This window comes from Marinobacter xiaoshiensis, assembly GCF_031631795.1.
Classification (GTDB): Bacteria; Pseudomonadota; Gammaproteobacteria; order Pseudomonadales; family Oleiphilaceae; genus Marinobacter; species Marinobacter xiaoshiensis.
On sequence record NZ_JAVMBO010000003.1, the window covers coordinates 465,519 to 487,498 of the forward strand.

Below are 21,980 nucleotides of genomic sequence, written 5' to 3' on the forward strand. Positions count from 1 at the left end.
TAAAGGCCGCAGCACAAAGCAAGCCAGTGATCAAAACTAACTAAACATACCCTTGTTCCTGCTTACCAATTCCAGACATGTGCTACCGGTTGATGTGTGTTTTCAACTTTATAACTGTCGACCGCGCCAATCCAGACAGCTCTTCCGGGCTTTGGTCTGCGTGAGCAATTATCAGCTGTTTCATACTGCGGGCCCAGAACTTATGCAGGTGATCGGCGGCTACATCTGTCACCTTGTCATCATCACCGTAATGCAGGTTGTTAGCAATTATCTGGTCGAGCATTTTAATCAGGTTGTTCAGCTGCTGGTCGCTCACAACGTTTTCTCCTCAGCCGTTGCCGCTCCACAGGTATAGATTACGTGGCGGCCCGGGCGGGCAAATCCGATAAGGTTCATACCGCTTTTTTGTGCTTCTCGAATGGCCAGAGCCGTGGGGGCAGACACTGCCACCAGGCTGCCGATGCCCACGCTGGCGCTTTTCTGTACCATTTCAAAACTCGCCCGGCTGGAGATCAGGGCAAAGCCTTCATTGAAGGCTTGATCGCCATGCTCCCGTAGCCGGGCACCAATCAGTTTATCCAGTGCGTTATGCCGGCCTACATCTTCCCGCGCCAATACAATTCTGCCCTGAGAATCGCACCAGGCTGCGCCGTGGGTTGCCCCGGTTTGCAGTTGTAACGGCTGGTGCTTCTTCAAATGGCTCAGCGCATCCTGCACAGCCTTGTCGCCTGGGAGTGGCTGCGGCGCGACTTGCTCCAGGGTTCGCACCACATGGGCCAGTGATTCCGTACCGCAGAGCCCGCAGCCGGTTCGGCCGGCCATGTTGCGACGCTGCTCGCGCAGGCGGGCATAGCAGTCGCCGGCAATGTGCATGTCTACTTCTATACCGTCTTCGCCCGGTTTTATCTCGATGCTGAAGAGTTGATCCGGCCGCTGCAGAATGCCTTCGCTCAGGCTGAAACCCAGCGCAAAATCTTCTAGATCGCAGGGAGAAGCCATCATCACGGCATGGGACACGCCGTTGTAGACCATGGCGACCGGAACCTCTTCGGCAATCAGGTCTCTTGATCGGGCACCTTCAATACCACCGCGTACACTCACCCTGGCCTCACTCATAGGCGGCGAAATAATTGCGGGTGTATCAGCCATGGCGACCTGCCCCTGGTTATTTGAGAGCGTTTGCATAGCTGCCTCCCTCGCTTTCCATGGCCGGCTTCAGCAAGGACTTCTGGCGCTTGTCGAAGTCTACAAAGTTACGCTGCCAATCCGATGGTTGGGACACTTTTTCTACCTGAACGGCAGTTACCTTGTATTCCGGGCAGTTGGTGGCCCAATCGGAATTGTCGGTGGTGACCACGTTGGCACCGCTGCTTGGGTGATGGAAGGTGGTGTAAACCACGCCCGGCAACATTCGGGTACTCACTTTTGCTCGCAGCACTGTATGGCCAACGCGGCTGCTGATGCCCAGCCAGTCACCGTCTTTTACGCCGCGCAGTTCTGCATCGCTTGGGTGCAGTTCCAGCACGTCTTCTTCATGCCAGTCGCTGTTACTGGTGCGGCGGGTTTGGGCGCCGACGTTGTACTGGGACAGGATTCGCCCTGTGGTCAGCAGCAGCGGGAAGCGGCGGCTTGCGCGTTCTTCGGTAGCCAGGTACTCGGTTACTGCAAACCGGCCCTTGCCGATAGGGAAATCCACCGTGTGCATGGTGGGCGTGCCATCCGGGTACTCATCGTTGCAGGGCCACTGAATGCTGCCCAACTGCTCCAGCTTGTCGTAATTCACGCCAGTAAACGTGGGGGTTAGCGATGCAATTTCATCCATGATTTCAGAAGGATGGTTGTAGTGCATGGGGTAGCCAAGAGCGTTAGACAGCGCCATGGTTACTTCCCAATCTTCCATGCCCGCAACGGGCTCCATCACTTTGCGCACGCGGTTGATGCGGCGCTCCGCGTTGGTGAAGGTGCCGTTCTTTTCAAGGAAGGTGGAACCCGGCAGCAACACATGGGCGAACTTGGCGGTTTCGTTCAGGAAGATGTCTTGCACAATCAGGCAGTCCAATGCTTTCAGCGCCGCTTCTACATGCTGGGTGTTGGGATCTGACTGGGCAATATCCTCGCCCTGCACGTAAAGAGCCTTGAAGCTGCCAGCGATGGCTGCGTCAAACATATTCGGAATGCGCAGCCCCGGTTCGTTATCGATGGGCACACCCCATACAGCTTCGAAGCGCTCACGCACGGCTTGATCGTTCACATGCTGGTAGCCAGGCAACTCATGGGGGAAGGAGCCCATATCGCAGGAACCCTGCACGTTATTTTGCCCGCGCAACGGGTTCACGCCGCCCCCCTCTTTGCCAATGTTGCCCGTGGCCAGCGCCAGGTTGGCAATGCCCATCACCATGGTGGAGCCCTGGCTGTGTTCAGTTACGCCCAGGCCGTAATAGATGGCGCCGTTGCCCGCCTTGGCATAAAGGCGGGCGGCTTCCCGTACTTTACTTGCAGGTACGCCGGTAACCGCTTCCATGGCTTCGGGGGAGTTACGTTCTTCCGCAATAAAGGTACGCCAGGTGTTGTAGGCCTCTGTGTCGCAGCGGCTGTTGATGAACGCCTGATCTTCCAGGCCTTCGGTCACAATCACATGGGCCAGGGCATTCACTATGGCCACGTTGGTGCCGGGGCGCAGCGGCAGGTGCAGGCCTTCCTCGGCATTGGGTGTGTGGACCAAATCAATGCGGCGCGGATCGATTACGATCAACTTGGCACCCTGGCGCAAACGCTTGCGCATCAGTGAGCCAAATACCGGGTGGGCATCAGTTGGGTTGGCGCCAATCACCATGATGGTGTCGGCCTTCATTACCGAATCAAAGGTTTGGGTGCCGGCGGATTCGCCCAAGGTGGTTTTGAGGCCATAACCTGTAGGGGAGTGGCATACCCGCGCACAGGTGTCGGTATTGTTGTTGCCAAAGGCTGCCCGCACCAGTTTTTGCACCAGATAGGTTTCTTCGTTCGTGCAGCGCGAAGAGGTAATGCCACCAATGCTTTCACGGCCGTATTGGGCCTGAGTGTCTTTGAGTTTTTTCGCTGCGAATGCCAGGGCTTCGTCCCAGGACACGACTTTCCACGGGTCGTTGATGGAATCGCGAATCATCGGTTCCCTGATGCGATCCTCGTGGGTGGCATAGCCAAAGGCAAACCGGCCTTTCACACAGGAATGGCCATGGTTGGCTTCGCCGCCTTTGTAAGGAACCATGCGCACAACCTGATCGCCTTTCATCTCAGCCTTGAACGAGCAGCCAACACCGCAGTAGGCGCAGGTGGTGACTATGCTGTGCTCGGGCTGGCCGGCGTCGATCACGCTTTTTTCCATCAAGGTGGACGTAGGGCAGGCCTGCACACAGGCGCCACAAGACACGCACTCGGAATCCATGAACGGGTCGTTCTGGCTGGCGACCACTTTGGAATCAAAGCCGCGGCCTTCAATAGTCAGTGCAAAGGTGCCCTGCACCTCGTCGCAAGCGCGCACGCAGCGGGAACAGACAATGCACTTGCTGGGGTCGAAGCTGAAATAGGGGTTGGAGCTGTCGGTTTCAGCCTCCAGATGGTTCTCGCCCTCAAACCCGTAACGCACTTCCCGCAGGCCCACTACGCCGGCCACATCCTGCAGCTCGCAATTGCCGTTGGCGGGGCAGGTGAGGCAATCCAGCGGGTGGTCGGAGATATAAAGCTCCATGATGTTGCGGCGCAGTTTCGCCAGCTTGCCGGTCTGGGTGGTAACGGCCATGCCTTCGGCCACTGGTGTAGTGCAGGAGGCCGGGTAACCGCGGCGGCCTTCGATCTCTACCGCGCACAGGCGGCAGGAGCCAAAGGCTTCCAGGTTGTCGGAAGCGCACAATTTGGGGATGTTGATGCCCGCCAATGCGGCTGCGCGTAATACCGAGGTGCCTTCGGGAACCGTGATATCACGACCATCCACCGATATGGATACCAATTCTTCTGAGAGACTGGGCGGTGTGCCCATATCCCTGGAAAAAGAGTCGAAATCAGGGTTCAGGCCGCTCTTGCCAGGCTCGTAGCTTTGGGTAATTGGATCGAAGTAGTGCAACATATCAAGCCTCCACCTGGCGCGGACTGGCCATCAGGTCTTCGGGGAAATATTTCATAACGCTCTGAACCGGGAAGGGGGTCATGCCGCCCATGGCGCAGAGGGAGCCGTCTACCATGGTTTCACACAGGTCTTCCAGCAATTCCAGATTGCTGGTCTGGTTCTCGCCGGCACGGATGCGATCAATCACTTCCACGCCGCGTACCGAACCTATCCGGCAGGGTGTGCATTTGCCGCAGGATTCAACAGCGCAGAACTCCATGGCAAAACGGGCTTGTTCGCCCATATCCACGGTGTCATCAAACACCACCACACCACCGTGGCCGATGCCGGCACCGAGTGCGGCGAAGGCCTCATAATCCATGGGAGTGTCCCATTGGCTTTCCGGCATGTAGGCCATGAGCGGGCCGCCCACCTGCACGGCTTTCATAGGCCTACCGCTAAACGAGCCGCCACCGAACTCTTCCAGAATTTTGCGCAGGGTCACGCCAAAGGCCAGTTCGATCAAACCACCCTGTTTGATATTGCCCGCCAGCTGAATGGGCAGGGTGCCCAGCGAGCGACCCATGCCGTAATCGGCGTAGGCTTTGCCGCCGTGAGCCATAATGAAGGGCACCGCCGCCAGCGAGAGCACGTTGTTTACTACTGTTGGCTGCCCGAACAGGCCCTTGATGGCGGGCAGCGGCGGCTTGGAACGAACCAGCCCGCGCTTGCCTTCCAGGCTTTCCAGCAATGAGGTTTCTTCACCACAAATATAGGCACCTGCGCCGAGGCGCACGTCCAGGTGGAATTTGCGGCCATTGCCGCAAACGTTATCACCCAGATAGCCGTGGGCTTCTGCCCTGCGAATGGCTTCATCCAGCATTTTTTTGGACAGCAGGTATTCCGAACGCACGTATATGAAGCCCAGAGTCGCGCCCACCGCCAGGCCGGCAATCACCATGCCTTCAATCAGCATGTAGGGGTCACACTCCATTACCAGGCGATCAGCAAAGGTGCCGGAATCGCCTTCATCGGCGTTGCACACCACGTATTTTTGCTGTTCGCGAGGCTCATCCAGCACGGTTTGCCATTTGATGCCTGCGGGAAAGGCAGCCCCGCCCCGGCCGCGCAGGCCAGAGGTTTTTACTTCATCAACAATGCCCTGGGGCGTAAGCGCTGCGGCTTTTTTCAGCCCTGCAAAGCCACCGTGGGCAATGTAGTCTTCAATACAGACAGGGTCGGTAATGCCGATTCGGGCAAAGGTAAGGCGCTGCTGTTGCTGCAAGTAGGGATGTTGCGTGATATCCCCCAGATACAAGGGGTGGTCCGGGTGCCCCTCAAATAAGCCAGCGGCCACCAGTTCGTTCACCTGACCGGGTTCCACAGGGCCATAGGCCATACGGCCATAGGGCGTTTGCACTTCTACCAAGGGCTCCAGCCAGAACAAACCGCGCGAGCCATTACGCACCAAGTGGATATCCAGATTGAGTGTGGCCGCCGCATTCAGCAGCTCTTGTGCCACTCTGTCAGCACCCAGAGAAAGAGCTGTGGTGTCGCAGGGCACATACACTGTTATTGTCATGAGTTTTGCTCCTGCTATTACTTTAGCTGAAGGACAGACGTTGTGAGCTTGTCCGCCAGCTGGTCAAATTTCTGTGGAGTCATTCGCCCGATGGTTTCGTTGTTTATGCGAATAGAAGGGCCACAGGCACAATTGCCCAGGCAATACACAGGCTCGAGGGTGAACTCGTTGTCCGCTGTGGTCTGGTGGTAGTCCACACCCAGTTTTTCCTGAACGTGTCGTTCAAATGCGCGGCCACCCCGCGCCTGGCACGCTTCCGCACGGCATACTTCCAGCAGGTTGCTGCCGGCAGGGCGGGTGCGAAAGTGGTGATAAAAGCTGATAACCCCGTGAATATCAGCGCGGCTCTGCTGCAACATTTCGGCAATGATGGGTACGGCACCCTCCGGCACATAACCAATGCGGTTCTGTATGGCATGCAGAATGGGTAAAAGTGCGCCGGGCTCATGCTGCAAAGCTGCGACTTGCTGACGGATGATGTCAGGGCTCCAGTCCTCGGGCAGGGTCGTCCCCGCCGCGCTGTGGTTAGCGTTCTCTGACATATGCATAATTGTTCCTACCTGTTTTTATTCTGATACAGTAAACAAGCTCTCTGCAGCCAAATTAGCACTCCCAGCACACCTAAGGAATATGAACTCGAATGCATAACAAAAAACTGGACATTGTCCCTGCCTGGGTGTTTCGCACCGATGCCGACGAGTTCTTCGAGCCGGTTTTGTTTCGTTTGCTTGAAAGCATTCGCGACACAGGCAAGCTAACGGTTGCGGCAGCAACTGCAGGGATTTCATACCGCCATGCGTGGAACCTCCTGAACCGGGCGGCCGACATTCTGGGCCTGCCTCTGGTGATTATGCGCAAGGGCCACGGTAGCCAACTCTCAGCTTTGGGCGAAACGCTGCTGTGGGCAGAGCACCGGGTGAAAGCCCGGCTGGGACCGCAAATCGACAGCATGACGGCAGAACTTAACGATCAGGTTCAGCAGTTGCTCGCGGGTGCGCAACCCACCCTGCGCCTGCATGCCAGCCACGGGTACTCGGTGGCACTGCTGCCGGAGTTTTCACAGCAGGTAAACATCAACCTGCAGTACCGGAACCCGGAAGACGCTCTTTCTGCACTCAATAGCGGTGAATGCGACGTTGCGAGTTTTCACATACCGACCTGCCCGGCACTCGCTCGACAGATTCTCAGCCACTACCAACGGCACCTGAGCGACAACAATCATCGCCTGATCCGTTTTGTTACCCGGCGCGAAGGGCTGATGATGCGCAAAGGTGAGCATGAACACATTCGCACCCTGCAGGACCTGAGCGAATCCGGGCTCAGTTTTGTAAGCCGCGATCGCCATTCCGGCACCCGAGTTCTCTTTAACCTTTTATTGAAGCAGCAAGGCATCGCCGAAAGCCGGATTAACCGCACCCCTCAACAGGAATTTACTCACACTGCCATTGCCGCTTTTGTCGCTTCCGGCATGGCAGAAGTGGGTTTTGGCGTGCAGGCTGCGGCGGAGCAGTTCAATCTGAGATTTATTGAGCTGGCCTGCGAGCACTACATGCTGATCTACCGTCAGGATCGCTTGCCCGCTGCCACTCTGGAGTACCTGACCGCATTGATGAAATCACCGGCACTGATAGACCGCATCAACACGGTGTCAGGATATGAGCCAGACAATCCTGGCGAAATCACCACGTTTGATGCGCTGATTGCAAGATGACATTGAGGAACACTCTTACTTGTCTATCGGGCCCGCGATGGGCAAACTTGAGCTAGCCCACTCGCGCTTCCGCCATTTCCCGGCAAGCAGTCACATACGGAGTTCTGATGGACCCAATGCTCACCCTGGTCGGTGCTCTGATGCTTGTCATCAGCATCCTTTTGAGCCCGCTTTCCAGCCGGGTAGGCATGCCGGTGCTGCTTGTTTTCCTGGCGGTGGGCATGATGATGGGCAAAGACGGCCCGGGCGGCATCGAGTTTGACGATTTCCAACTCTCCTTCCTTGTAGCCAGCCTCGCACTGGGCGTTATCCTGCTTGACGGCGGAATGCGAACCCGGGCAGAAACCTTCCGCGTAGGCCTGAAACCCGCCATGCTGCTTGCCACGGTTGGGGTTGCCATGACAGCACTGGGCGCGGCGCTGGTCGCCTGGCTGGTTTTCGATCTGAGCTGGATGACCGCATTGCTGGTGGGGGCCATTATTTCATCCACCGACGCGGCAGCGGTTTTCTCGCTACTTCAGGGGCGCGGGCTGCACCTGAATGAGCGGGTGAGTGCCACTCTGGAAATCGAATCCGGCAGTAACGACCCTATGGCGATCTTCCTGACGCTGATGATGGTTACCCTGATTGCCAGTGACGGCGACCACGCCATTCAGGATTCGCTTATTCTGCTGTTCAAGCAGTTCAGCATTGGTGGTATTGGCGGCGTCCTTGGCGGCTTTCTGATTTCCGAACTGACTAATCGCATCCGCCTGATGCCCTCACTCTATCCACTGCTGGTAGTAGCCGCAGGCATTCTGTTGTTCTCCGTAATTAACCTGTTGGGCGGCAGTGGGTTTTTGGCGATCTATCTTTGTGGCGTAGTGATCGGTAACCGCAAGGTCAGGATGATGCCGATGATTCTGCAGGTGCATGACGGCCTGGCATGGCTGGCTCAGCTTTGCCTGTTCCTGATTCTGGGCCTTCTGGTGAACCCCTCCGACCTGTTGCCACTGGCGGGGGCGGGCCTGGTACTGGCACTGGCACTGATTTTCGTGATCCGCCCCATCACCGTTCTGGCGACCCTCTGGCCCTTCGGGTTTAATCGCCGGGAGCTGGGTTTTATCAGCTGGGTGGGCCTGCGGGGTGCCGTGCCAATCGTACTGGCGCTGTTCCCGATCATAGCCGGCCTACCGGAGGCACAACTGGTGTTCCATGCGGCCTTCTTTATCGTTCTGGTTTCCCTGCTGGTTCAAGGCACCACAATTACGCCCCTTGCGCGCCTGCTGCGCCTGGAAATCCCCGCAAACGGCGAGCCTTTTCGGCGATTGCCGCTTGATGTACCGGCAGCCGGCGACCACGAGCTCATGCTATTCCCCTTGCGAGGCGAGAACTGGGAATCCCCAAGGGTGCTCGGCCAATTGCGCTTTCCGGAAAACACTGCCGTTGCGGGAGTCTTCCGCAACCAGGTTTGCCTGCAGCCCGAGGCTGATCTGGAAGTGTCCAGTGGCGACATGGTGGCTATGTTTGCGACGCCGAGCGTGCTGAAGGAGCTGGGCAAAGCACTAAGCGGCCGTCACACGCCGAAGTATCTCGCGGAAAGAGCTTTTTTTGGGGACTTTGTGCTGAACGGCGATGCGCTGCTTGGTGATGTAGAGCAGGTTTACGGCATTGAGTTTGATGAGCTGGCCCCGGAGCTGTCGCTGGCTGAGTGCTTTGCCAAACGCACCAAGGGCCACCCGGTTATTGGCGATACCGTGGTCCTCGGGCCCGTCACGCTGGTGGCAAGGGCAACAGAGGCCGACCAGGTCACCAAGGTAGGCTTAAAAATGGATCGGTCACAAAACGTGTGACCTATGCGCGAGATAGCCATAAAAGTTAACAAAACCCCTTAACATTCCAATGAGCAGTTATGTTATAAACTGAACTGCGTAAAGATTAATCATTGGTAAGCTTAGGATATGGCTATTCCCCGTTTATTACCCCGATTCCTCCTGGCGTTTTTCATTACGGCTTGTGTTCCGGCCTATGGCACAGAGTTGCTGGCCAGAGCCGATACCCACATGCCGGTAGTCAAGGATTCACCAAGCGACTCCCTGGTGGTGAACAAGGTATTGGTGAAAAAAGGGCAACGCCGTCTTTACCTGATGAACGGGGAAGAAGTTGTACGCAGCTATCGCATATCCCTTGGGGATAACCCCGAGGGGCACAAGCTCTACGAGGGCGACCAGCGTACCCCCGAGGGCGAGTACACTCTTGACTGGCGGAACCCCGGCAGCGACTTTTACAAGTCCATTCATATTTCCTACCCTAGCAAAACAGATCGCGAGATGGCCGAAAACTGGGGGTTGAGCCCTGGTGGCAGCATTATGATCCACGGCTTGCCAAATGGCGCCGAGGATATGGCCTTTGCCTATGCCGGACTGGACTGGACCAATGGCTGCATTGCAGTCAACAACCAGGAGATGGATGAAATCTGGCAACTGGTCAACGACGGCACCCCAATTCGCATCCTTCCCTGATGACATCCCCGTGGCACAAGTATTAAGTTGCTGTCACATCCTAAGAAAATATACATATACTGAGTTAACATTTACTCTCAGAGTGTTTTACACTGTTTCACGACTCCGGTAGTCAATGCCTATCGGGCCGCAGCTGTGAAAAAGTCGTCTACACTGACTTTTGGAACATCAGGAAATAACTCGACCAATAAGGGGATTTACAATGCGTAAACTGACAATCGCCGGAATCGCACTGGCTACTGCTCTGACTGCAGGCTGTGCAACTACCGATCAGGGCGCTCTTGACGAAGCAAATGCAACTGCAAGCTCTGCTGAGCAGTCCGCAGACAAGGCACTGAACACCGCTAACAGTGCAGCAAGCGCTGCGCGTTCTGCCCAGCAGACCGCTGACCGTGCACTGGCCGCCGCTAAAGCAGCTCAGAAATCTGCTGACGAAGCAAACGAGCGCGCCAAGCGTATGCTTGAGCGTGCAAGCAAGAAGTAATACTTCTGCTTGAAAGCACGATAGAAAAAGGCCGGGAATCCCGGCCTTTTTTATTGCGTCTGATTCGTCAGAACAGCTTCGCCAATACCGAAACCGGCAGGCGGCGGATAAGGAAACCGATAGGCGTCCAGGGCCAGCCGGGTACAAAACTCTCGCTCTTCCCGGACTCAATGGCTTTCACCATCGCCTTGCAACCGGTTTGTGCATCCACAATGAACGGCGCATTCTTCACCTTCTCATTGATTGCCGTTCTGATGTAGCCCGGATACAGCGTTGTCACCTTGATGGGGGATTTCGCCTTTTTCAGCTCAACCCTCAAGCCCTCTGAAAGCGCCGCAAGGCCTACCTTGGTTGCCGCGTAGGTGTTCACATTACCCGGCATGCCTCGCACAGCAGTTACTGACGACACAGTAACCAGGTGCCCCCGGTTTTGCTCACGGAAAATCTCCATGGCCGCTTCCATTTGCGCCAGGGCGGCAACAAAGTTGGTTTCTGCAGTTTGGCGGTTGGCGTTGAAAGCACCAGTGCCCAGAGGTTGGCCTTTGCCAATGCCGGCATTAACGATAATCCGGTCCAGGGTGCCAAATTCCTCTTGAAAGGCCCGGAACACCTCAAAATTCTGTTCGTGATTATTTACATCAAGAGCACGAATACTGATGGTGATCTGCGGGTATTTACCCGCCAACTCCTCCCTCAGGGCTTCCAGCCGCTCGGTGCGACGAGCGCACAGGGCCAGGTTATCACCTCTGGCCGCAAACTCGCGGGCCATGCCCTCACCAAGCCCGGAACTGGCTCCGGTGATCAGTATGGTGCGCTTCATGAACTCTCCCGTTTTATTGTTAGATGGAAAACCGCACAGTGGTGAAATCAGAAATACAGCTTCTGTTCCGGCTCGGCCGATTCAGGGCTCTGTTTGTCTTTGGGCGTTTTATCCGAAGCCACTCTTGAAACCTGCTCACCAACCATAGTCGGAATACCGTCTGCCTGATCCACCGCCAGCTCTATCGCTTTGCGCTGCACCTCAACACCCGGATATTTCACGCGGAAGGCTTCAACTTCCTGAGTCACTTCACGCCAAAGGCGATCCCTCTCCTGCTGGCTGTAGTCTTCATGGGGGCGGTGAACTTCAAGCCAGACTTCCCCTCCGGAAAGACCCAGTTTTACCGGCTTATTTACGATCTGTACCGATGTTCCCTTGCTCACCTGGTATACGAAACGCGAGATATCTTCGTTGTACATGCGGAAACAACCATGGCTAACAGGCATGCCAACGCCAAACAGCTTGTTGGTGCCGTGAATCAGATAGCCCTTCTCACTCAGCAAAAGAGCGTGAGTTCCTAACGGGTTATCCGGGCCAGGCGGGATCATGCGGGGCAGGAAATCGCCAGAGGCTGCATGCTCGGCACGAATGCTCTCAGGGGGATACCATGCCGGAGATTCCAGAGGCATGGTGACCTTTGCGTCGGCCAGGGGGGATGGGTTCTCAGATGTGCCGACGCCCACTGGATACACCTGCACACCCTTTTCGGTGAAATAGTAAAGCCGGTATTCCGCAAGGTTAATCACAATGCCTTCGCGGCGGGCATCAGGAATTATGTACTGGCGTGGCAGGGTAATGGTGGTGCCTTCACCCGGCAGCCAGGGGTCAACCCCCGGATTGGCTTTCACCAATTCCAGATAGCCCATTGCAAGCTGGCTGCCCACTTCGGCAAAGGTATCCTCATACTGGGTGGTAAACACGTCGAGACGGCCCGCCAGATCCCCCTTGATCTCGAACGTGGGTACACGAGGGCTACGATCCGTTGCCTGTGCAGCAGCAGGCTGCTCAGGTGTGCTTTTTGGTTTTGCAGCCCACGCAGACTGAACAGCCAGAATCGCCGCCAGCAGAGCCAGTACCGAATACGTTTTAAATCCCATAAATCCCATTCCAGAAAACCCTGCTTCTTAGCGTTCAGTGACAGCCGACACTCTCAGTAGTTCCAAACCACGGATGACAGTGTTGCAACCGCCATAACTGCGAACAAAATACTTGCACAAACCCGGGCACTTGCCAGTGGCAATCTGTCCATCAACCAGTGCCCCGCTATGATAACCGGTATATTGGCCAGCAACATCCCCGCTGTTGTACCGATAACAACCCAGGACGTCTCCGTATAGCGGGCCGCCAGAACAACCGTGGCAATCTGGGTTTTGTCGCCAATCTCTGCCAGAAAGAACATCACCGTGGTTGCGGTGAAGGCACCCATGCCAAGAAATCGCGAGTTTTCACTGTCATCTTTGTCTGGCACTAACAGCCACAAGGCAATTACCACAAAGCTTACGGCAAGAATCCAGGGTAACCAGGCAGCAGGGATCCAGGCAGCCACCCAGGCTCCAAGCCAGGCCGAAAGCGCATGGTTGAGGATTGTTGCAACGAGTATGCCCATGATAATGGGGGTACGCTGGGAGTAGCGAGCAACAAGGAAAAGAGAGAGTAGCTGGGTTTTGTCGCCAATCTCGGCAATGGCAACCGCTACTGTGGAGGTGAGAAATGCGTCCATGGAATCTTCCGGGGCGGATGATCAGACATGAGACAGCCCACCTTCCGCCCTTGGAGGTGAAACTGCCTCAGGTCTTGCCAATTTCACTGAATCCAAGTGAAACACGGTAGCCATGGGGATTGAGCCCCAAGTATGTTGACTACCGTCCGCCCCGGATAACCGATGCGGAGGCTACTCCCCTGAAGAGTTGGACCAATGTTAGTCAATCACGCGGAGTTTGGCAAATCACTAGGCACGCATGCGCCAAACAGGCACCACCGCAACCGCCACAAACACAGCAACCAGCCACCAGGCCGTATGGAACGCATTGATGGTGGGTACGCCACCGCTGTGCTCACCGAACTCAATAGTCAGTGCCACAATGTTCACGCCAAAAGCGCCACCCAACTGACGGGTAAAGTTGATGGTACTGGAGCCTGCGCCCAGCTCTTCGGGTTTGAGCGGGTTCAGTGCGCCTATAGACAAGGATGGCAGCATAAACCCTATTCCTATCCGGCCGAACACCGTCCATAGCGCAAGCCAGCCAAACGCCAGAGTAAGATTGGATAACGCAAAGAGGATAGCCGATGAAGCAAACATCGCCATGCCGAAAATAACCAGTTTGCGGGCATCGCCGCCGCGGTCAGCCAGTTTTCCCGCCAGTGGGAAGGTCATTCCCAAAACAATGCCCGCTGGCAGCATCAACAGCCCTGCCTGAGTAGCTGTGTAGCCCAAGGCCGTTTGAACGTATAGCGGTATCAGGTAAGTGGAACCAAACAGGGCCAACCCCAGTGCCATAGCGCCCAGATTGGCGTAAAGGAAGCTGGGCTTGCGCAGCAGGCCAACATTCACCAGGGGGTGTTCTATGCGCCTTTCACGCAGTACAAACATGAGCAGAAACACCAGAGCCACCAGCCCTTCGAGGGCAACCCGAACCTCCTGGCCACCCAGGTTTTGCAGGCGGTTCAGAGTATCAAGGGCAAACCCGATAGTGGCACCCAGCAACACCAGCCCGGGCAGATCAAAGCGGTAAGGAGCTGGCCGGGTGGCTGGCACCGGCAGAAATCTCAGTGCCATAAATACGCCAATGAACGTGACCGGTGCTGGTGCAAACATTACAAAACGCCAGTCCAGCTGATCCACCAGAAAGCCGCCAAGAACCGGCCCGAGTGCCGGGGCCAGCACCACACCCATGCCATAGATACCCATAGCCTGACCGCGTTTATTGCGGGGAAAGATGCGGAACACCAGGTACATACCCATGGGCTGCATAAGGCCAGCCATGGCGCCTTGGCCAATTCGGGCCGCAATGAGTTGCTCCGGCGAACTGGCAAAACCGCCAATCACGGAAATCACCGTAAACGCGGCCATGGCAACCGCCAGCGTCTTGCGCACGCCAAAGTGATCAAGCAGCCATGAAGAGCCCAGCATGGTGGTGGTCATGGCTGCAATAAACCCGGTTGCCAGCCAGTGCACCATGCCTTGGCGGATATTGAATTCCACCATGATTTCGTGGAGCGCCACGTTCACCACAGTGGCACTCAGCACCGTAGCGATGGTGCCCACCATGACCGTGCAGACGGCTAGCCAGCGCCAGCTGTTACCATATCGGGCCGTCAGCCCCGCAACTGAATTATCACTCAAGTGATTACTTCTGCTTTTCGCCGTTTTCCATGATTCTGTGGAACACCTTCAAGGCAACTGCAATATCGCCCTCGTCCACGCCCTCGAGCATTTCGTCCCGAAGCATGTTGGCGCGGTCGGTGAGGACTTCCATGAATTCACGGCCTGGGTCGGTCAGGTGCAGTCGACGGGCTCTGCGGTCGTTAGGGCATGCCCGGCGCTCAATCAGCCCCTGTTGTTCCAGGCTATCGAGCAGGCGCACAAGTGTCGGGTTCTCAATGGCCATCAATCCGGCCAGTTCGCGCTGGGTCAGGCCTTCACCGCCTTCTTGCAGGTAGACCATTGTGGTCCAGCGAGCCTGGGTAACACCCAGATCTTTCAGGCGTTCGTCTAACAGCTTGCGCCAGCGACGGGTTACCCGGGCGACAGCAAAAGGGAACTGATCTTTCATAACTAATACTCCGTTCCGGGGCCGGATTCGCGCTCCGCGAATCGCGCAGCGCCGACCAAAAGGCTTACATTACAGGAAAGCTACCAATAGTAAGCTAACAATTGTATTAAAAATAGATGTAAACGCAAAACAGAATCGGCAAAAAATACAGATCCTGTGAGTCAGCCCGTTTGGCGCAGGGACTCTTCATGCATTTCTTCAACCTCGGGGGACTCGCAGAACTCTGTATTTCGCGGATCGAGTTCAGTAAGCACAGAGGATGTTTCCGGCATAGCCGGCACATAGTGCTCCTGATCTTCTACTGCCACGTCTTCTGTGTAGGTAATGCGCAGGGATGTAACGATGGCAAGAACCAGCAGGAACCCGGCGTTGCCCAGGAACAAACCTTTCGGACCCAGCAGGTTGATCAGTTCAGCCATCACAATAGGACCAATCACGCTGCCAACACCATAGCTAAGCAGCAGCGTGGCACTGGCCGCCACAATACGTGTGCTTTCCATACGGTCGTTGGTGATCGCAACGGAGATCGGGTAAATCGTTGCCGAAAGGCCAGTGAACGCGCCAACAAGAAGCGTTAGCTGCCAAAGGTTATCTGCACCGGTAAAGCTGACACCAACCGCTGCAAGTGCGGCAAAAGACACCACCCAGAACATTACACGGCGACGATCAAAGCGGTCACAAAGCCGCCCCAAAGGCCAGGCCAACAGCATGGCCGCAATAATAGCACTGGCCATAAAGGTTGAAATTTTGGCGACATCAAGCCCCATCAGGGTGGCGTAAACCGGCCCCATGGCATAAAACCCACCAATTAGCACGCCACAGATCAGGGCGCCGGCAACACCGGTGAACGACTCTCGGGCCAGCGTGAAAAAGGAGATGCGCTGCACCTGTTCAATAACCGGCGCTTCCATCCGCGTTAGCGACAGAGGTACCAACGCCAGTGTCAGCAAGATTGCAGCAATGGAAAACGGCATGAAGTTGGCGGGGTCGCCCACGTTGATTATGAGCTGACCACCTGCAGCAGAAAGGTAAAAAACAATCTGGTATACCGCGAACATTGCCCCGCGATTGCTGTTGCTCGCGCGGCTGGAGAACCAGCTTTCAATAACGACCAGAACACCAGCAATGGTAAAACCGGAGAGCACACGCAGGAGCGCCCAGAACACCATCGATATCGCCATCGGGTACATTAGTGACGTTACCGCCGCAATCGCTGCAAATACGGCAAACGCGCGTATGTGCCCAACACGGCCGATAATATGGTGTACGTAGAGAGTGCCCAGAACAAAGCCGATGGAATAGCACACCAGCACCCAGCCGATGATGTCGGGCGAAACCGCTTCAATGCTCAGGCGAATACCCAGCAACGTCATCAGAAATGCATTTCCGCTGACCAGCAAAACGATGCTCAAAAGGAGAGCTGAAAGAGAGGCGACCATTCGGGTCATGGCGGAAACTCCGGGGGTTTCTAACAAGCTATTACAGCAGCCCTTTGCGGGCCTGACTACTAAGCACTTCCCGAAGCCGAAGAAGGCCTCAAAGCATACCAACAAGCGGCCATGGCGACGTTTTACAATATTTTACATTAATGTGCCGTAACAGACCCGCAAGTCCATAGGAGGTAACATCAATAATCATTATTCAACGAAACCGTGAGCGCCTGGTTATGAAAAAAACGGACTGGCCCATCCGATGGGATTTGCTGCTTCGCTACCGTCTCATCGAAACCATCGCACTGTGGGAAGGTCGCCTTACGACAAACCACATTTGCCACAGCTTTGGCATCGGCAGGCAGCAGGCATCCAAGGATATCAATACATACCTGCGCGAACTCGCTCCGGGCAACCTTGTTTATGATCGCCATCTCAAGGGCTATGTGCCATCTCCCCGCTACCAGCCTGTAGTAACCCGCGGGCATGTCAGCGAGTACCTGGATCTTCTGGCCCGCCAGCAAAGCCTCAGCAGCACATTTGAAGCCCTGGATATCGGCTTGCCAGACAGTACCGTTGTATACAGCCCCAACAGAGTCATTGCACCCGAAACCATGCGCGCTGTGGTAACAGCAACACGCCATGGCAGGCAACTCCGGGCCAGCTACTCCTCACTGAGCCGCCCCGAAGCCGTAGAAGGTATTCTTGAGCCACATACTCTGGTGTGCACAGGTGATAACTGGCACCTGCGAGCCTGGTGCGATTCCAACCGGGAGTTCCGGGACTTTGCCCTCAGCCGTTTCCATGCTGCACCTGTGGCCCTGCGGCAAAAAGCCAAGCACTCGATACAGCAGGACGAAGACTGGAACCGCACGGTTACCATGTCCATCTCCCCGGATCACCGCCTTACCGAAGCACAGCAAAAAATCATCGAGCTGGATTACGGCATGGAACATGGCTGCCTGGAAGTTGAGACCCGCGCGGCTCTTGCACCCTATGTGTTATCGCGCCTGGGCATCACTCTGGATAACTACCACCCCGACCCCCTCGTTCAGCAGCTTGAGCTGACCAATCCGGACCACCTAGGGTTTGGCAGCAAACGTGAGCGTGCTCTGAAAGCCGTTGCGGGCCTCCGTTAACCGTTAAGCGAGCAGTGTGAATCCAAGAGCCGGATACCTTCGCGCCCTAGTTTTAATTCTATTGCTGCTGCCGTCCTTTCAGGCATTGGCTGCCATGTCCTGTGGAGGACCAGCAACGCCGATCTCCAAAATTCAGGGGAAAGGCGACCGCTCCCCGCTTGCAGGTCAAAAAGTTACTGTCGAGGGCGTGCTCACACTCGATGCCCGCATGAAAGGCGGTTTTAGCGGCTTTTACCTGCAACAGGCTGACACTGAAACCGATGGCAACCCTGAAACCTCGGAAGCCCTGTTTGTTTACACCCGCAAGAAAACCGGCACGCCCGGTGAGCGTCTGCGAGTTACCGGTACCGTAAAAGAATTTCACGGCCTGACCGAACTGGTTGAGGTAAAGGCGATACAGTCTTGCGGCCCCGCGACGGTTCCTGGCGCTCAGATTTTATCCCTGCCGGGGTCGATTAACCTGGAGTCGCTGGAAAACATGCGCGTACGTGTAACCCAGCCCTTAACCATTATTGATTCCTGGAACCTCGCTCGTTACGGCGAACTAACGCTGGCCAGCAACGATCAGGTTGTGCCTACCGAATATCTGGAACCTGGGCCCAAGGCCGCAAAGATTGCAGCGCGCAACCTGCAGCAGAGGCTGCTACTGGATGATGGCCGCGGCGTGCGCCAACCTAAGCCGATTCCCTGGCCCCCGGGCGGGCTAACGGGCACGAACACCGTACGCAGCGGCGATAGAGCCCATGAAATAGCTGGCATTCTCGACTACCGGTTTGGTGCATGGAGAATACAGCCCGAGCGCCCTCCGGTTTTCAGCCCGGTTAACACTCGCCCTATAGCCCCGTTGCGGCCAGACACCCAACATATCCGGGTGATGACCATGAATCTGGAAAATTACTTCAATGGTGATGGTGCAGGCGATGGTTTTCCCACAACACGGGGTGCGCCAACCGCAAAGGCACACAAAACCCAGCTCAAGCGGCTGGTAGAGGCTCTACAAGCACCAGACCCGGACATACTGGCGATTACAGAACTGGAAAACGACGGTTACAGCGAGACCAGCGCAATAGCGCAATTGACCCGAGCCCTCGGCCAGGAATGGTCTTTTATCGCGACCCCGGGCGCAGATGGTAACGACCAGATACGCACGGGCTTGCTGTACCGGCATGATCGCATTACAGCTGAAGGGCAGCCCGAACGCCTCACCACGGGGCTGTTCAGCCGGCCGCCAATAATGCAGGCGTTCAGGCCCAAGGGCCAAAGCCTATCCATTCAGGTAGTCGTGCCACACCTCAAATCAAAATCCTGCCGGGGTGCTACCGGAAACAACCAGGACAACAACGATGGCCAGGGCTGTTACGCTCACCGTCGCTCAGAGGCTGCTCAGGCACTTGTGCAATGGCTTGAGCAACTACCAACAACCACAGCCCATGTCGGCACGTTGATCACCGGTGATCTCAACAGCTATTACAAGGAAACACCGCTGACCACCCTGAAACTTGCCGGCTTCACCAGTATGGTGCATCACTTCCACCCATGCTCAGCACAGCAGTGTGATCACTACACCTTCAGGTACAAGGGCCAGAAAGGTTCTCTGGATTACGCGCTTGCGTCGTCGTCTCTGGTGCCACGGGTGCTCAACGCAACTACCTGGGCCATCAACGCAGATGAGCCCCGGGCCCTCGGTTACAAGACAAGTTTGCCGGGCACCACTGCCTTACCCTGGCGTTCTTCAGATCATAATCCTGTGATTACCGATATCCGGCTCTGACCCTTGCCTCATATTCCTGAGGGATTCCGCTGATATACCCTCCAATTGGCCTGCCACCCCCATTTACCCGTCATTGAAGTCATGGGGGCCGGGTGCTGCAAAGGTCATAATCAGTGTCAGCATTCAGATTTACTGACAACAAGAACAGCGGATAACAAGGATTACCATGCGTGTCTCTGCTTCCAATACACAGGATCTGGGTATGCCGGCCATCTACCTGCATATACTGGCTGAACTGCTAAAAACCATTGGTCTGGACGAGCGCGACCTGCTGCTCAGGGTTGGATTGGACCCTGTCCGGCTGCAGTCAACAGACGTTCGGGTTAGCCACGCGCAAGCCAACGAATTTGTGACCCGCGCCATCATTGAAAGCGGCGAACCCGGCCTTGGCATTATGCTGGCCCGTGAACTGAAACTGCCTTTGCACGGTGCGCTGGGCGTGGCTGTGATGAGCAGCCGCACGTTGAAAGACGCGCTGGATATGATGACCCGCTACCTCACGCTTCGGGCGCCACATCTGAGCGTTAGCAGTCGCGAGCACGGCGATGCGATGCACTACACCATTCGCTGTGATGGCGACCCGGGGCCGCTGCAGGGGTTCATTGTGGACGCCATGCTGTTTGGCTGCGCCTTCATGGGCGAACAGCTTACGGGCACCACTATCGGGGGAGCGGCGATTCTGCGAAAAGGCCCGGAACCCTCGTATTTCCGTCGGTTCCGACAAGCGATCGTGATACCGGTAAACTATGGCTCCCAGGAAGATGCTCTGGTCATTCCCCAAGGCATGCTGTCAGCGCCCATCCGCTTCAGTGACGATCAGCTTGCAGCATCGTCACGCGCCCAGTGTGAAGATGCCTTGAAACAGCTTACAGAAGATGCAGGCTTCGGGTGCCGGGTGCGACGGGTGATTGAAACCAGCTATCCCTTCCCACCAAAGCTGGCGAGAGTGGCGGCCACCCTGTTTGTATCCGAGCGCACATTAAAACGCCGACTGCAGGAAGAGAATGCCAGTTTTCAGAATTTGGTGGATCAGGTTCGGCTGGAACGTGCCCGGGAACTGCTCACCGGCACCAGCATGAATCTGAACCAGATTGCAGACGTTCTGGGCTATGCCGATGCGGCAAATTTTACCCGGGCATTCAAGCGCTGGACGGGAAGCAGCCCCAGCCGGTACAGGGATGCAGAAGAAAAACCAGGCAGGATGTTTCTACACTCCGGCACCCCAGCTCATGCATAAATCAGTCAATGCCGATAATTTTGTGCATTTGTAAGGTCAGACGCCAGCGGGGGTTGGCCAGGCAATAATCCGTCGCTTTGCGGGTATTGCTCTGCTTGATCGGGTCTGTACTGCCGTCGGGCGCCGATGGCGAGGCCATTGGCGACAGGAATAAATGCCGGGCGTTGAAGTGAACAAACCGTTCCGGCATGGCTTCAGGCTGAGGGTACACCAGCTTCAACTCATCACAGGCTTCAATCACCACCGGCGCGTCTGCCTTGGGGCTCACACACAACCAGTCAATCCCGGCGGGTGCAGGCAAGGTACCGTTGGTTTCCACTCCCACTTCAAAGCCCACCTTGTGAAAGGCCTCGATCAACGGTTCGTCCAACTGCAGCAATGGCTCGCCACCGGTACACACTACGTAGGGCGCACCCGGCGCATCCGGCCACAAGCCGAGAATATGATCTGCCAGAGCTTCTGCTGTCTCAAAAACACCACCATTCTGGCCATCGGTGCCTACAAAGTCTGTATCGCAAAAATTACATACGGCCGCCGCCCGGTCTTTTTCCCGACCAGTCCACAGGTTGCACTTGCTGAAACGACAGAACACCGCAGCGCGACCGGCTTGGGCGCCCTCACCCTGCAAGGTGTAAAAAGCTTCTTTTACTTTGTACATTAGCGACCTGCCTCATAGGCCAGCGGGTCTGAAAGACCATTCTCTGCAAACGCCTCAAGTCGTTCTACGCAAGACCCACAAAGCCCGCAAGCCTTTTCCCGGCCGTTATAACAGGTCCAGGTGTGAGCGTAGTCGAGCCCAAGCTTAAGGCCTTCAGCCAGAATATCGCCCTTGGTCATGTGCATGAAGGGCGCCTCAATGCCAACGGGCTCATAGTTGGCAACCCGGCATACAGCGTCCATCTTTTCTACAAATTCGGGCCGGCAGTCAGGATAGATTGCATGATCTCCACCATGGGCGCCATACCAAACCGCGCCGGCGTTCACCGTCACCGCATAGCCTGTAGCCAGCGAGAGCAGGATCATATTCCGGTTTGGCACCACAGTGGCCTTCATGTTGTCTTCGTCATAATCGCCCTCGGGTATGTCACCGCCGGAGGTAAGCGCAGAGCCAGACATAACCTCGCTCATGGCACGAATATCTATAACCTTGTGGGGTATATCCAGGCTGGCACACACCGAACGGGCAACATCCAGTTCACGCACATGGCGCTGGCCGTAGTTGAACGATAAAGCGTGAACCTTCAGCCCTTGCGCGCGGGCGCGGTGGAGCAAAGTGAAGGAGTCCATGCCTCCGGAATAGATAACAACCACGGTGTCAGTCATGCAGGCTCCTGGCAAGCGGATAAAGGGTTCTGTAAAGACCGGGTAATCACGAGGCGGTATTGTAGCAGTGCAAAGGCAGGAAGGGTTTACGCCCGTATAAAACGGGCGAAGGTGCCAAGACCTGGAGC

The 21,980-nt window shown here is 56.1% G+C and carries 20 protein-coding genes and 1 riboswitch; of the genes, 7 read left to right on the forward strand and 13 right to left on the reverse strand.

Translation table 11 applies throughout. The features are described from left to right. Positions 1–82 precede the first annotated feature (82 nt). From RKA07_RS02110 to RKA07_RS02130, 5 genes are all read right to left on the reverse strand, one after another. A complete protein-coding gene (locus RKA07_RS02110) occupies positions 83–316 on the reverse strand; it encodes a formate dehydrogenase subunit delta (protein WP_200370698.1) in 234 nt (77 codons plus the stop codon). After that, positions 313–1,185, reverse strand: a complete 873-nt coding sequence (gene fdhD / locus RKA07_RS02115; RefSeq protein WP_310965427.1) for a formate dehydrogenase accessory sulfurtransferase FdhD — start codon at positions 1,183–1,185, stop codon at positions 313–315. Before fdhD ends, RKA07_RS02110 begins: the two co-directional genes overlap by 4 nt. After that, positions 1,166–4,015, reverse strand: coding sequence for a formate dehydrogenase subunit alpha (fdhF, locus tag RKA07_RS02120; RefSeq protein WP_310965540.1), 2,850 nt, complete (start codon positions 4,013–4,015; stop codon positions 1,166–1,168). The genes fdhD and fdhF overlap by 20 nt, the downstream gene beginning before the upstream one ends. A gap of 88 nt (positions 4,016–4,103) precedes the next feature. Next, entirely contained in the window at positions 4,104–5,663 is a 1,560-nt protein-coding gene (locus RKA07_RS02125) for a formate dehydrogenase beta subunit (RefSeq protein WP_310965428.1), read from the reverse strand. Positions 5,664–5,680: 17 nt separating this feature from the next. Next, positions 5,681–6,205: a formate dehydrogenase subunit gamma gene (locus RKA07_RS02130; protein WP_310965429.1), complete on the reverse strand. Its 525-nt coding sequence runs from the start codon at positions 6,203–6,205 to the stop codon at positions 5,681–5,683. A gap of 98 nt (positions 6,206–6,303) precedes the next feature. On the opposite strand from RKA07_RS02130, the gene RKA07_RS02135 reads away from it, so the two are divergent. From RKA07_RS02135 to RKA07_RS02150, 4 genes are all read left to right on the forward strand, one after another. Next, positions 6,304–7,374 (forward strand): substrate-binding domain-containing protein, encoded by a 1,071-nt coding sequence (locus tag RKA07_RS02135; RefSeq protein WP_310965430.1) that lies wholly within the window; start codon positions 6,304–6,306, stop codon positions 7,372–7,374. A 107-nt stretch (positions 7,375–7,481) separates the two neighbouring features. After that, positions 7,482–9,206 carry a potassium/proton antiporter gene (locus tag RKA07_RS02140; RefSeq protein WP_310965431.1) on the forward strand — a complete coding sequence of 575 codons (1,725 nt, stop codon included), beginning with the start codon at positions 7,482–7,484 and terminating at the stop codon, positions 9,204–9,206. A gap of 108 nt (positions 9,207–9,314) precedes the next feature. Next, entirely contained in the window at positions 9,315–9,875 is a 561-nt protein-coding gene (locus RKA07_RS02145) for a L,D-transpeptidase family protein (RefSeq protein WP_200370711.1), read from the forward strand. Positions 9,876–10,077: 202 nt separating this feature from the next. Further along, a complete protein-coding gene (locus tag RKA07_RS02150; RefSeq protein WP_200201509.1) occupies positions 10,078–10,359 on the forward strand; it encodes an Lpp/OprI family alanine-zipper lipoprotein in 282 nt (93 codons plus the stop codon). A gap of 67 nt (positions 10,360–10,426) precedes the next feature. Here the strand turns inward: RKA07_RS02150 and RKA07_RS02155 are convergent, their stop codons facing one another. From RKA07_RS02155 to RKA07_RS02180, 6 genes are all read right to left on the reverse strand, one after another. Next, on the reverse strand, positions 10,427–11,179 hold the full coding sequence (locus RKA07_RS02155; RefSeq protein ID WP_200201510.1) for an SDR family oxidoreductase: 753 nt from the start codon (positions 11,177–11,179) through the stop codon (positions 10,427–10,429). Positions 11,180–11,226: 47 nt separating this feature from the next. Continuing rightward, positions 11,227–12,276 carry a L,D-transpeptidase family protein gene (locus RKA07_RS02160; protein ID WP_310965432.1) on the reverse strand — a complete coding sequence of 350 codons (1,050 nt, stop codon included), beginning with the start codon at positions 12,274–12,276 and terminating at the stop codon, positions 11,227–11,229. Between the two features lie 53 nt (positions 12,277–12,329). Beyond that, positions 12,330–12,899, reverse strand: coding sequence for a TMEM165/GDT1 family protein (locus RKA07_RS02165; RefSeq protein WP_200370713.1), 570 nt, complete (start codon positions 12,897–12,899; stop codon positions 12,330–12,332). Positions 12,900–12,978: 79 nt separating this feature from the next. Beyond that, positions 12,979–13,089, reverse strand: a riboswitch (yybP-ykoY riboswitch). A gap of 38 nt (positions 13,090–13,127) precedes the next feature. After that, positions 13,128–14,522 carry a DHA2 family efflux MFS transporter permease subunit gene (locus tag RKA07_RS02170; protein ID WP_310965433.1) on the reverse strand — a complete coding sequence of 465 codons (1,395 nt, stop codon included), beginning with the start codon at positions 14,520–14,522 and terminating at the stop codon, positions 13,128–13,130. Positions 14,523–14,526: 4 nt separating this feature from the next. Further along, positions 14,527–14,952, reverse strand: a complete 426-nt coding sequence (locus tag RKA07_RS02175; protein WP_200370717.1) for a MarR family transcriptional regulator — start codon at positions 14,950–14,952, stop codon at positions 14,527–14,529. Between the two features lie 161 nt (positions 14,953–15,113). Next, on the reverse strand, positions 15,114–16,400 hold the full coding sequence (locus RKA07_RS02180) for an MFS transporter (RefSeq protein WP_310965434.1): 1,287 nt from the start codon (positions 16,398–16,400) through the stop codon (positions 15,114–15,116). A gap of 218 nt (positions 16,401–16,618) precedes the next feature. Between RKA07_RS02180 and RKA07_RS02185 the strand changes: the two genes are divergently transcribed. From RKA07_RS02185 to RKA07_RS02195, 3 genes are all read left to right on the forward strand, one after another. Further along, entirely contained in the window at positions 16,619–17,521 is a 903-nt protein-coding gene (locus RKA07_RS02185) for a helix-turn-helix transcriptional regulator (RefSeq protein ID WP_200370725.1), read from the forward strand. A gap of 94 nt (positions 17,522–17,615) precedes the next feature. After that, entirely contained in the window at positions 17,616–19,292 is a 1,677-nt protein-coding gene (locus tag RKA07_RS02190; protein ID WP_310965435.1) for an ExeM/NucH family extracellular endonuclease, read from the forward strand. A 166-nt stretch (positions 19,293–19,458) separates the two neighbouring features. After that, positions 19,459–20,529, forward strand: a complete 1,071-nt coding sequence (locus tag RKA07_RS02195) for an AraC family transcriptional regulator (protein ID WP_310965436.1) — start codon at positions 19,459–19,461, stop codon at positions 20,527–20,529. 1 nt (position 20,530) lies between these two features. Here RKA07_RS02195 and queE read toward each other — a convergent pair whose 3' ends face one another. Further along, on the reverse strand, positions 20,531–21,187 hold the full coding sequence (gene queE / locus RKA07_RS02200) for a 7-carboxy-7-deazaguanine synthase (protein WP_200201519.1): 657 nt from the start codon (positions 21,185–21,187) through the stop codon (positions 20,531–20,533). Then, complete coding sequence (queC, locus tag RKA07_RS02205; protein ID WP_310965437.1) at positions 21,187–21,852, reverse strand: 7-cyano-7-deazaguanine synthase QueC; 666 nt, start codon at positions 21,850–21,852, stop codon at positions 21,187–21,189. The genes queE and queC overlap by 1 nt, the downstream gene beginning before the upstream one ends. Positions 21,853–21,980: the final 128 nt, after the last annotated feature.